10 protein-coding genes and 1 tRNA gene are annotated in these 12450 nt (G+C 40.1%); 1 reads left to right on the top strand and 10 read right to left on the bottom strand.

The features are described 5' to 3' along the window. Positions 1-103 precede the first annotated feature (103 nt). The 7 genes from MSBR3_RS17685 to MSBR3_RS17655 all read right to left on the bottom strand — a co-directional run bounded on the left by MSBR3_RS17685 (position 104) and on the right by MSBR3_RS17655 (position 7234). Positions 104-1327 carry a SufB/SufD family protein gene (locus tag MSBR3_RS17685; protein WP_048109526.1) on the bottom strand — a complete coding sequence of 408 codons (1224 nt, stop codon included), beginning with the start codon at positions 1325-1327 and terminating at the stop codon, positions 104-106. After that, complete coding sequence (locus MSBR3_RS17680; RefSeq protein ID WP_048109525.1) at positions 1309-2052, bottom strand: ABC transporter ATP-binding protein; 744 nt, start codon at positions 2050-2052, stop codon at positions 1309-1311. Before MSBR3_RS17680 ends, MSBR3_RS17685 begins: the two co-directional genes overlap by 19 nt. 545 nt (positions 2053-2597) lie before the next feature. Continuing rightward, on the bottom strand, positions 2598-3260 hold the full coding sequence (locus MSBR3_RS17675; protein ID WP_048109522.1) for an MBL fold metallo-hydrolase: 663 nt from the start codon (positions 3258-3260) through the stop codon (positions 2598-2600). A gap of 9 nt (positions 3261-3269) precedes the next feature. Next, positions 3270-4241, bottom strand: coding sequence for a DUF128 domain-containing protein (locus MSBR3_RS17670; protein WP_048109519.1), 972 nt, complete (start codon positions 4239-4241; stop codon positions 3270-3272). Between the two features lie 444 nt (positions 4242-4685). Next, positions 4686-5180: a DUF5817 domain-containing protein gene (locus tag MSBR3_RS17665; RefSeq protein WP_048109518.1), complete on the bottom strand. Its 495-nt coding sequence runs from the start codon at positions 5178-5180 to the stop codon at positions 4686-4688. 45 nt (positions 5181-5225) lie between these two features. After that, entirely contained in the window at positions 5226-5900 is a 675-nt protein-coding gene (locus MSBR3_RS17660; protein ID WP_048109517.1) for an undecaprenyl diphosphate synthase family protein, read from the bottom strand. A 149-nt stretch (positions 5901-6049) separates the two neighbouring features. Next, positions 6050-7234, bottom strand: coding sequence for a redox-regulated ATPase YchF (locus MSBR3_RS17655; RefSeq protein ID WP_048109516.1), 1185 nt, complete (start codon positions 7232-7234; stop codon positions 6050-6052). Between the two features lie 173 nt (positions 7235-7407). On the opposite strand from MSBR3_RS17655, the gene MSBR3_RS17650 reads away from it, so the two are divergent. Further along, positions 7408-7479 (top strand) — tRNA-Arg (locus tag MSBR3_RS17650). Between the two features lie 827 nt (positions 7480-8306). Here the strand turns inward: MSBR3_RS17650 and MSBR3_RS17645 are convergent. The 3 genes from MSBR3_RS17645 to MSBR3_RS17635 all read right to left on the bottom strand — a co-directional run bounded on the left by MSBR3_RS17645 (position 8307) and on the right by MSBR3_RS17635 (position 12440). Continuing rightward, positions 8307-9095 (bottom strand): helix-turn-helix transcriptional regulator, encoded by a 789-nt coding sequence (locus MSBR3_RS17645; RefSeq protein ID WP_048109515.1) that lies wholly within the window; start codon positions 9093-9095, stop codon positions 8307-8309. A 458-nt stretch (positions 9096-9553) separates the two neighbouring features. Continuing rightward, the gene (locus MSBR3_RS17640; RefSeq protein WP_048109514.1) at positions 9554-10339 is read right to left on the bottom strand and encodes a helix-turn-helix transcriptional regulator; all 786 of its coding nucleotides are present in this window, start codon (positions 10337-10339) and stop codon (positions 9554-9556) included. Between the two features lie 175 nt (positions 10340-10514). Continuing rightward, the gene (locus MSBR3_RS17635) at positions 10515-12440 is read right to left on the bottom strand and encodes a hydantoinase/oxoprolinase N-terminal domain-containing protein (protein WP_048109512.1); all 1926 of its coding nucleotides are present in this window, start codon (positions 12438-12440) and stop codon (positions 10515-10517) included. Positions 12441-12450: the final 10 nt, after the last annotated feature.

Here is a 12450-nt window from a genome sequence, read left to right as displayed (position 1 = left end):
AACTGAGACTATTTTTTCAAGCCTTCTTTTTTAAATTATATCTATGGCCTCTTTTTTAAATTGGATATATCCTATATTCTATTCAGGGTACATTCGTTTAGAGTTACATTCCAAAGGCTGTCTGTGAAATCGTATTTTCGATTTCATTTTTCAGTTCCTCCGGAATTCCCCTTATTCCAACATCCAGGAACCCACGCACAATCATGCCTACAGCTTCATCTTCGGTTAGGCCTCTTGCCATAAGGTATTCCACCTGGTCTTTAGCAATTTTTCCAACGGCTGCCTCGTGAGTAAGTTCTACATCATCTACGTTTGCTTCAAGGATTGGGATTGCAAGCTGGCTTCCTTTGTCGGTAAGGACAAGTCCTTTGCATTCAAGGTGTCCTTTTGCTCCCTTTGCATTGCCTATCATTTCTCCTCTTGCAACTATTCTTCCGCCGATTGTAATTGTCCTTGATATAAGCTCAGCTTTCGTGCCAGGTGCATTGAATATCGCCCTGCTTCCTAGATCCAGTTCGGAACCGGAATGGGCAATAGCTATAGTATTCAGTCTGGTCACTGCTCCTTCTCCCTCAAGTTTGACAGTCGGATATGTCTGCACAGAACGGACAGGTTTCAGGCAGATGTAGTTGCTTACGTAGGTTCCTCCTTCCTCGACTTTAATCACTGTCCTTGGCCTGACCCCTATCTGCTCAGCCCAGTTGTGAATCATTGTGAAGTTCAGGGTAGCTCCTTTTTTTACGTACATCTCAGAAATTCCCAGGTGCAAACCTTCTTCCACTCCCTTTTTAGCCGTACAACCTGTAATTATGTCAAGGCTGGCGCCTTCTTCGACTATCACAATGTTATGTACGGTCTGGAAAACTTTATCTCTACCAAGCAAAAGGCATGTCTGAACTGGCAAGGACGATTTCTTTCCAGCAGGCACCCGGATAAAGTATCCATCCGCATTTTCAAGGTAAGTTTTTGCCGTATATTTATCAGTATCAACAGATACAAGTTTCCAGGAGTAATCTTTAAGCCATTCGTATTTTTCCAGGGCTTTTTGGGTAGACATAAGTTCTACATTTTTGTCTTTCAGGGAAGAATGCGATACTGCATTATCAAGCACCAGCAGACTGCCTGATCGACCTTCTTCACTGGGTACTACTCCTACCTGAAGAAGTGTTCTTTTGCTTTCTTCGTCAAGGGTCTGGAGGTCTTCTATAGGCCTGCTAACTCTGGAACCTTCCTCAAATTTTTCCAGCTCTATATCTTTTCCAAAGGCTGCTTTTTTCTCGACTGCGCTTTCAGCGCGCTTTTTCAGGTTCACTTCATCAGTCTGCATTTTATACACTCCTCATACCCTCTACTCTTTATTTCTTCCAGCATCTTCAGGGGGTTTCCTGAACACATAACCGTTCCATTGCAAAGGATGTATCCCCTATCTGCGTTTACATAATCAAGAATCTGGCCTGTGTGGGTGATTATGAGGGCAGATTTACCTTTCTCGCAACTCTCGCCAGGGCAACTCAGCCCTTCTTCAAGCAGTCCCTTAATTGTCATTCCTACCTGTTCTATGCTTACGAGGTCCACTCCTGATTCAGGTTCGTCAAGTAGGTAAAGGCTCGGATTTTGGGCTGCAAGCTGCAGAAGTTCTGAACGTTTAATTTCTCCTCCCGAAAAGCCCACATTCACATCCCTGTCCATAAAGCGTTTCATATCTAGATTCTTGGCAAGAGTCTCTGGATCTTTAGTTTCTTTCGATAGTACCTTTACAAGGTCCTTCAGTTTAATTCCGGACATATCTGGAGGGCGTTGCATCATAATTCCAAGTCCGAGTCTGGCTCGTTCATCTACTGGCAGCCCGGTAATATCTGTCCCGTTAAACAGAATTCTACCTTTCACAACTCTGTACTCACTGAAACCCATGATTGTTCTCATCAGAGCTGACTTTCCGGCTCCGTTTGGCCCAAAAAGCACATTAGTATATCCTTTTTTGACTTCGAGGTTAACGTCATGAAGCAAAAGTTTTCCGTTTACCTCTACAGTCAGATCTTCTATTTTTAGCATTGACATTTTCTCCCTTTATCTCACTTTTAATACGATTCCCCTCTACTTTTTGTCCGTTTGAAAAAATAATGCTTGAAATAAATTTGTTCAAAGTTCACTTTAGATGGCTGGAAAAACATCAAGAGCCGGACAATTTTAGCGTCTTTTCCCACCTTCCGTTATTTCCCACCAAATACTACATTCTTTTTATAGGACATTCTATTTCTAACTATAGATTCTTTACTAATTTCTGTAAACTTTCTATAATCTTTCTGTAAACTTTCTATAATCTTTCTGTAAACTTTCTATAATCTTTCTGTAAACTTTCTATAATCTTTCTGTAAACTTTCTATAATCTTTCTGTAAACTTTCTATAATCTTTCTGTAAACTTTCTATAATCTTTCTGTAAACTTTCTATAATCTTTCTGTAAACTTTCTGTAAATTTCCTGTAATTTTTAAAATTAAAGAGTTAAAACCCAGAAATTAATTAAATGAACTTAAGATACAGGAATATAAAGTAAAATTTCTAAAACAGGAGCTCTTGATTCTTTAGAGTCTTTCAATTTATTCCAGATCAATGCGCAGACCGACTTCAATTTCTACAAAACTCGCCGGAAAAATTTCTTTTATTTTTTCTCTATGAGCAGTACAATGCCCTGCTGCTATGAGTTCCATCCCTCTCAGCCTTTCAAACTCCTCGTTATCGTGAAGCCCTCCTAAAATTCCCTTTACTTTTCCGTACTGACTGGCAGTATCCAGGATTGTGGAAATTCCGGGGTGAGCGCAGCCTGTAAGTACGTAAGATCCGTTTCCCGTATTCAGAATAAGCGCCTGCTCCTTTATTTTGTCTCCGAGTTCTCCTGTACTCCTGATACCATGAGAGATTTCTACAGACTCTTTTATTTCGGTAAGAATCGCTCTTTTCTCAATTTCTCTTTTAAGATTCTCCGAAAAAGAAGCAGGAACATAGACTTCAAGCCCACGATTTGCCTGAAGAACCTCAGGAAGACCTCCGATATGGTCCCAGTGCTGGTGAGAGAGAATCAGTTTTCCGACACCTTCTGGGTCAATATTGAGCCTCTTCATATGTCTAAGGAGGAGAAGTCCATCCCACCCGGTGTCAAAAAGAAGGGTTTCATGACTAGTTTCAATGAGAGCTGAAAAACCCCAGCTTCCTGTAAAGCCCTGACCGGTTTTGTTGTCATAGATAACAGTAAGCCTGAACATCGGGTTTCCTCAGATTTCTGTCATGGTTTTATATTCCATAACAGTAGAAACAGGATTCGTCTTGATTTTAATTCCGGTTTCTTCAAGGGCACAGATGCCGTTAATGCCTCCTACGATTGCAATCCCGAACTTCCCGGTTTCGATAGGCGCTCCAAGTAGGGTTTCACCTACTTCTCCCGGAGGAAAATAACCTGCAAGGCCAACTTTTTCTACCTTTTCCATAATTTCTCTGGCTCTTTCGTAAGCTGATAAATTGATCTGCCGAATATTGGCAAGGATTTTGCCTTCTCCCTTTTCAAGTACGTCGAGGACAGAAGTGGTTCTTCTGCTCATGAAAATCTGTATGGGATCAATTGAGGTTCCACTGTAGGAAATCAAATCTGAAAACCGTGCAGGTTTTCGATTTTCGATTTGAAGAATCCCACCGTAGGCAGGTTCTACAGGGATGCCCGCTTTGAGAAGGAGCCCGTCAAAAGCAACGCTGCAGACCGTAGCTATTCCGATTTTTCCGGGAGGCAGGGAAAACAGCTCTTCATCTTCTTCGATTATTCTCACTCTTGGGCTTATCATATATCCTTCGTGTGCAGTGTATGAAACAATTTCAATAACAGTTTCCAAATCATCCTTATCAAAGTATGAAATATTTACAGGCACTACTCCTTCGTTGGTCTCGGGGTTATATGAGGTCCTGAAAGCCATCTCTTCTATTCGGGATATTACAAAACCAAAGCGATCTGCTATGAGGGCTTCATTCATCTCCCTTTCTCCAAGCTCGGTAAGTGTACGTCCTGCATACCCGTGCTTGCTTGTGAACCCTCTCTCGTCCAGGATCCTTAGATGGTAGCGGACAGCCCGCTCTCCTATATCATAGCCCCGGTTATTAAGTTCATCAGCTATTGCCCGGGCACCTATAGGCTTGTCACTTTCGTGAATCACCCTCATAATTTCAATGAGTTTTCGCTCAATTTGCGGATCCATCATGTTTAACACCGTTATACTTTATGATAAAACATTATCTGCAATCATGACAAAATTCTATACTCTTCAAACATTTTCGAGCAAACACTATATCTTTTAGCTTGCCTGAAATAGATTCTTTTCTTTTTTATATTCAATTATAGTAAATCTTTTTGTAGTTAATATATTTTATCTCCTAAATTGCGCTTCGGGAGCATGTTGCCTCTTTCGCTTCGCTCAAGAGGACTGAATAATGGGTAAGAAAGATTATTTTTCAGTTTGTTAAGGAGAACTAATTTCGATATAGAATGTTTTTGGTTCACTCAGATGGACTAATTTTAAAAGTTGCTAATTTACGTGTTTTCAGTGGCTGTTCCGTTTGAATTGGATCTTCCCTGTTCGATCTGGTTGTCGAGTTCTGGGTTAGTTATTAGTTTGTGTGGGGTTTGTGTTGAAATTATTGATATTTCATACAATTTTTATAATTCCTGGTTGAGGAGAGTAAAGTTCTCCTGTTTCCAGGAGGTTTTTGAGAATTGTTTCAAATTTCTCTTGAGTTATTCCTTTTTCAAAGGCTTTCTGTTGAAGTTCTTCTTTTTCTATTTTCCCACCTGTAGTTTTTAAAATTTTGAGAAGAATTAATTTTGGGTCTTTTGTTGCAGGAAGGAATCTGGAAGGATTTTTTTCTGAAACTTTAAGTTCTTTTACGGGAGTTTTAACTTCAGGGGTTAAAGGTTCAGACTCGGTGGAGGAAAAATCCAGTGAAAAGTCTTTTCTGCCTTTTCCTGATATTTCAGCTTGCAGACGAGTTCGAAAAAGCACTGAATCTTCAAGATCTTCGGAGAAGTGAAATACTCTCAATTTTCGGGTTTGCAGGAGAGCACCGCAATTCTGGCATTTTAGTGTTTTTTTTCCAGTTTCTATTATCTGGGCATGCTGTCGGCATTTTGGGCATACAATCACTGCATAGCGAAGATTTTCGCGCTTTTGTCCGGATTCCAGCTCAACTCACCTTCCGTATCTTCTCTTTCTTTTCTGAAAGTCCCTCATAGCTCTCAACAGGTCGACCTTTCGTACATCTTTCCAGTTAACATCTGTAAAATAAAGTTCCGAATAAACTGACTGCCAAACCAGAAAATCCGAAAGATTCTGCCCTCCAGAACGAATCATGATATCAGGTTCGTGGTTGACAAGGAGATGAGATTCGAGCATTTTTTCATCCACCTCTTCAGGCTTGACAGTTCCTGTTTCAACTTTGGAAAGGATCGTCAGTACAGCCCTCATAATTTCATCTCTTCCTCCAAATCCCAATGATACATAAACAAAAAAGTCCTTTCCAGGAGCAGTGCTATTTACCTCTCCGTCAGCTCCATAAATTCTATAACCTGCGCCAGCAGGAAGGCTAGAAAAGCTCTTTTCCAGCTGTGCTTTGAGCGTTGATGCGACTTCGGCTTTCAAAGCCGGATCAGTTTTCAGGATGTCAACATAGATGCTCACGATTTGAACCCCGAATTTTCTAAAAATACTAAGTGTAGATATGAGCCTCTCTATTCCTTCAGGGTCAAAAAGGTCAGTTTCTTTGAGTATGATTGCTACATGTCCGGGAAGATTTGAAAATTCCCTGGCTATTTGCCAGGTCAGGTACCTCTCATAAACCGGATATGCAAAAGAACGTAGATCCATCTGGAAAATATCCTCCCTGACAAGCTAAAGCAATCCACTATTTCATCTTTTCTATTTTTCATTTTAACTTCACAGTCCTTTCCAGAACTGCTCCGATTTACCTGTTCGGATAACAACATTTTCGGTTTATCAAGTTATTATTTTGTTGTTTACTTTGCAGTGGATACAATCTTGATTACATCACCATTTTTCAGTTCATGCTTTTCCCCAAGCCTGAGCCTTGTTCTTGCATCTACTGCATATAAAAATCGGTCTCCTATATCAGTATGGATCTGGTAAGCAAGGTCATGGCAGGTAGATCCTCTTTTCATAAGGTAGGCATCAGGAAGCATATTCCCAACTTTATCAGACCATTTTCCTTCATCTTCAACAGGATATACAACAATAAGATCTAGAAGTTCGAAGACAGTCCTGTTTATGCACTCCTGGACACCTGTACTGCCAAGCCTCTCAATAACTTTATAAATAGCTTCGAGCCCTTTTTTCTGGGCTTTTGTAAGGTCCCCGTCAAGCACTTCAAATTTTCTGTCTCCCGGACTGTACTTAATGAGCCCGTTTTTTGCTGCAGACTTAAGTGCCAGCTCGGCTGCTGCACTTACAGGGACTACTATTCTATCAAGGTCTTTAAGCCTGTCCAGGTTTTCTCTTGAAGCGATATCAGCTTTATTTGCGGCGAGAAGTAGAGGTTTGCTGATTTCTCTCATTGTGTCGCAGAGCCGGATCATGTCTTCTTCGCTCCATTTAACGTGGTCAAGTCTTGCAAGCCCTGTTTCTGTTAAAGCTGCACTAACATGGGACTCTCTTATTCCTGCTCCAGCAAGCTGTTCTGCAATTACTACTTCGAGTTTGAGCCCTTCAGCCTGAATTTTTCTGGCAAGCTTGACCCAGTTTCTTTCCAGAATGCCATAAAGCCACATTGTGATTTCCCTATTCAGGAAAGCTACATCTTCAAGAGGGTCATGATCTCCTATATCTACAGGATTGCCCTCGGCGTCAGTCCCACCTGAGGCATCTACTACATGAATAATTGCCTGAGCTTGCCTGAGTTCATCCAGAAAAGTATTTCCAAGTCCCCTTCCTTTGTATGCGTCAGGGACAAGTCCGGCAACGTCAATTATATCAATCGGAACAAGCCTCACTCCGTCCACACACTTTCCGCATCTCTTTTCCTTCTCTTTGCAGGGACATTCAACTCGAACATAGGTAACTCCATGATTAGCATTGATAGTTGTAAAAGGATAATTTGCAATTTCAACGTCTGCAAGTGTAGCAGCTTTGAAAAAAGTGGATTTCCCCGCATTGGGTTTTCCTGCAAGTCCTATAGTCATTGACATAAATTATAAAAACGAACTTGTTGCATTTAATCTTTATTGATAGTGATGTCGGAGAAGTAGGATTTTTTCTTCAACTTCCGGGCCGAGCTCAGATCTGAGAATTAGGGGTTAGGTCGTCTCTTGAAGAATAAAGTTTATATCCTTGAATGTGCTTATCAGTGTTGCTCGCTTGTGTCCCGATAGGGTAGTGGATATCCTTGAGGCCTGCGGAGCCTTAGACCTGAGTTCAAGTCTCAGTCGGGACGTAAATTCATTTTGATTTTTTTCTTTGCTGATTTTTCTTTTTGCTGATTTTTTGTTGATTTTTTCGTTGATTCTCCTCTTTGCTAATTCTCCTCTTTGCTAATTCTCCTCTTTGCTAATTCTCCTCTTTGCTAATTCTCCTCTTTGCTAATTCTCCTCTTTGCTAATTCTCCTCTTTGCTAATTCTCCTCTTTGCTAATTCTCCTCTTTGTTGCTTCTCCTTTTTGTCTTAATATACTGCTTTAGGTAGAGATTTAGGCAAGGGACATGTTCTGCAGAGAATGCAAATGTGAAGCGAAAGATAATGACAATAGCTTTTGAGGAGTCTTCCTAAAAAGTGTTCTCCATAAGGGTATCTATTCTTAATTATAAATTATCCTTTATGCTTATCGGGAGTTGAAACTTTAATAATGATCTTTTAGTTTGGTTCCGTAACGAGCACAGAGCAGACCTGCTCAGCCAGTTAATTTCCTTTCAATGAAAGGTACTGCTGAAGTTTGTAAGATCTATTTTCGATATAATCTGTGTACCTGGCATTCTGGACATGAAGTTTATGGGTAAAGTCTTCCGAAAATGAGGTAGACGAGTTTAAGCTCAAAGGTTACTTCTTATCGGTTGGAAGGGGGGACAAAAGTCCTTTTTTATAACGGAAGGTTCGACGCCTGAATAAATGCTGAACTGCTTTAGCGAATACAGAGTAAAAATTGATCTGGTTAAACTATTGGAGGCGTGTCCTTTTATTGATGAGGCTAAAAAACACGAATTGAAGAACAAAATAAAAACATGTTCCATAGTAAAGTGATATGGAAATAATTAATGTCTTGATTTTTTACACTCTGGTTATAGGTCTTGCTATACCTTTGTAGTGATCGAAAAGGTTTTTTCCCCACTTGAGTGCGCTTTCATCAAAACTTACCAGGTTATGATTGTAGTAAATTCCGCTATTGCAGAAGAGAGAGAGTGCCATGAACTTTTCCGTGACTATACTTGAAGCAATTTTCATATTGTTATTATTGCAGACATAGAGTTTGGTATGTTTCAGGTTCAGGAAATGTTCAAGTTCCTTTTTGTAGTCATTGAGCATTCTATCATAAACATATTCTGTAAACACCAGAGTTATGTCCGTGCCCTTTGCGGCAAGCTCGATGCACAGGGACGGATAGATAGGTAGGAAAAAGGAGGATGAAATTCTCACTTTATCAGATTCGGACAGATGTTTTACAACTTCTTTTGGATATTCAAACACGTGGTTTCGGTCAGGGTTTACTTCAATATAGTTTCCAAGCTTTCCTATTTCATCGAGAAACTCAGGAGGGATTGATGTCATATCCTGATTTATCCAGTAGTCGTGGTTTTTATCAAAAACGTTAAATGTCTCAAGGATTGTCTTCATCTTCGGAACTAGAATCTCTCCTATACTGGAAAGTTTGTAGAGTCTGTTATTCTCAACAATAAGGTCCTGCTTCATCAGTATCTTTATCTGGGTCATTATTGGGCTCGAGCGGACATCAAGTGTACTTTTGATTTCTTCGATGTTCTTGGGTCCGTCCAGAAGCAGCAAAAGTAGATTTTTCCTTTTTTCTGAAAGAAAGAGAACATCCAGTAGTGATGAATCCATCTAATTCCCTCTCTTAGGTCTCATCCTATTATTATATGTGACATCATATATATCTCTATACTAAATCTCTGAACTTTTTGCCTTTATCCTTGCCATTATAGTTTTTGCTGGGATAAGGAAATTCAGGGTTGGGAGAGTTTTGGGGTTCTTTTAGGGTTCTTTTTGGGGTTCATGCTTGAGGGCTTTTGAGATTTATACTTGCGATACAAAGAAAATTACCATTTTTATGTGTCATAATATCATATATCACATATCATATATTATAATATCATAATATCATATATGATATGTGATATATCATAATACCATAATATTACTTGTAAATATATTATTTTTATTATCCTTTGATTAGTTCCCAAAAAACTTCTATCTGACAGTTTTTGTGACGTACTTCTCTCATTAACTTAAACATTAGTATATTTTAGAAGTAGTTAGGGATTATATAGATCTATATCTTTTCATATCTTATTTACCTGTCTGGAAAGCCTCTTGAAATAATCAAACAGTTCCTGGCCCCATAAAAGAGCACTGGATTCGGAGCTTATAATGAATTGCTGGTCGAATTTTCCCTTTTTATCAAAAAGACCCAGCAACATTGTCCTATCGGTCACGGTAATCTCAGTAAGCTTTATTCCTTCTTTGGAAACATACAGGCTTACATTATCCATACCCATTAATTCATTTATCATATTTGAGTGTTCGTTTGATAGATGGTCCCAGACAGATTGAGTAAAATTCAGGGAAAGTTCAGCATCTTTTCTGCCAAGTTCAACATACAGGGGAAGATAGGCAGGGTTGAAATATGAAGCAAAAGTCGAAGCATGCTTTGCATTGGCCATGCTGTCAATTATTTCTTGAGAAGGTTCATATATGTGATTAAGGTCCGGCTCTATAAAGGTACAGTCTCCTAACTCGGATACACGTTCCAGCAAGTGGCGTGGGATTGCGTTCAGATCGTGACCTGTCCAGTATGAGTTATTTTTCTCAATTACTTCTAGAGCACTTATTAGGGGTTTTATCTTCTTGATAATGAATTCTCCCAGAACTGTGAGTTTATACATTCTGTCTTCCTGGACAATAAGGTCATGATCGATCAGTTTCTTTATCTGGGGGAGGATCGAGGTAGCTGTAACGTCCAGTGTATTCTTGATTTCGTCAATATTTTTTGAGCCGCTATCCAGCAGTATAAGAAGGTTTTTTCTCTTATCGGAGCGGAAAACAAGATCAATAAGTGAAGAATCCATGTTCTCTTACTTCCTGTTATTCAGTAACTTGCAGTTGTAGCCGATCCTTCTTTCCGGCAGGCTGGTTCTCTGGCTGTTCTTCTTCAAATTGAGTATTTCTCTTGCTGTTTTTTCCAAATTGAATATTTCTCCAGCTGTTTAAATTAACTTTTATATATAAATAATATTCGATTTATTAAACTAAGTCCCCCGGAGTACAGACACCTATAAAAGTTATTTTTGTTTCCATTGGCGTATGTTTCCAGCCAGGTGGAGAAAGGTATTCCATACTTGTGCTTATTTTTATTGAGCCTTCTGGAAGTCCAAAATCTTTCATTGAGTCCAGAATAAGTTCTTCTCCAGTTTTATAGGAATATTCTACTGCCATCTGATACTGCTCAAACTTCTTCCTTCCTGCAGGGGTAAATACCAGGAAGTTCTGGTCTGGATTTTCCATTGAGGATGGTCTTACAATTATCTCAATTCTTTTAATTCCTTTTCCTACTAGAGCTCCAACTGCATTTCCTACACTAGCCTGCTCAGGAACTATAATCTCTGCATCAATAAGTGCCTTGATATCTTCATAATAAGCCTTTACAGGGCCTCCGAGCAGGACTATGGGAATATTTAATTTGTACTGTACAGGAACATCTTCCTCCAGCATTTTCTTTATCCCTTCTTTTCCCCTGCCTTCCATGATATAAGACATCAAATTGTAAACCATATTTTTTGCAACTTGCTGCTTTATCTTTTTGCAAAAAGCATGAATTCCCATTTGAGTAAAACGCGAAAGTTTTTTTGCTCCTATCTGGGCAGCTTCCACATCCCATTCGGTATATTCCCCAAGCACATGCAGGGCATCAGTCGGTGTGAAGCCTATAGCCTGGATTACACGTTGCTGAACTAGTGAATCAAGGACTGCTGGAGAGGGAAACCGCTTCATTTTATTTAAAATTTCGTGAATAGAAAGAGGTTCGTCTTTTATAATCTCAAGTAACTTCTTCTCGCTTTCTGTAGGACTAATAGGGTCTGCTCCGGTGCTGACAAAGAATTTTGTAGGCTGAGTATGCTCACTGAGCATAGTTCTTAAGGGCACGGGATTGTTTTCAAGTTTTTCTTTAAAGTGGGGGTACAGTACAGCAGCAACGCAGAGTGGCATAACTCTTCTCGGGCCTATCCTGATGCATTTCTTAAACCACACATGGCTATCTCCCCCATTTGCCGAACTCTCTGTTCTTATCGCTTTTACTCGGGTTTGCCAGCCTCCTACAACTGCTCCTTTCTCACAAAGCTCAGGGACTCCGTTCTTTATTATGGAAACATCCGTACTTGTTCCTCCCACATCGATTACGGCACAGGTGTCCAGCCCTGAAAGGTAAGAAGCTCCCTTAATACTTGCAGCAGGGCCTGAGAATATGGTTTCAATGGGACGTAGTTTTGCACCTTTTATATCTATAACCGAGCCGTCACATTTCAGCATAAAGATTTTCGCATCAAGGTTTCTTTTCTTTATTTCGGCAGTGATAGAATGAATAAACTGGTATGTTATAGGAATTAGCTGGGCATTTAAGACAGCGGTAGCCGCCCTTTCGTAAGCTCCAAGCTCCTGAGATAATTCATGTCCGCAAACCACAGGATGCCCTGTCAATTTAAGAATTATTTCCTTTACTTTAAGCTCATGTTCCGGGTTTCTTGTGCTGAAGTACGAAGACACCGCAAATGCGGAAACTTTCTTTTTCAGGCTTACTGCAAACTGTTCCACGGCAGTAAGGTCCAGAGGCTGCAGCTCATCTCCATTGCTGTCATGCCCTCCTTTTACAGTAGTACAGTAATCTGCTGGAAGTTCTCTTGGGACAGTATAGTTCCCTACCAGAATCAGACCAACAGGATACCCTGTTTTTTCGAGAATGGTATTTGTTGACAGGGTTGTGGAAACCGATACCAGTTTTACTTTGCTAAGATACTCCGGATTTAGTTTATCAAGTGCATTTCGAATTCCGACCATAAGGTCCGGATAGGTAGTAATTGCCTTGCTGGTATCAAGGATCCGGCTGTCCGAATCTCTTAAAATTACAGCATCGGTGCAGGTTCCGCCTGCGTCAATACCCAGACTATATTGCATATCAAAACAG

This window comes from Methanosarcina barkeri 3 (assembly GCF_000970305.1).
Taxonomy (GTDB): domain Archaea; phylum Halobacteriota; class Methanosarcinia; order Methanosarcinales; family Methanosarcinaceae; genus Methanosarcina; species Methanosarcina barkeri_A.
This window is presented reverse-complemented; position numbering and strand designations above follow the sequence as displayed.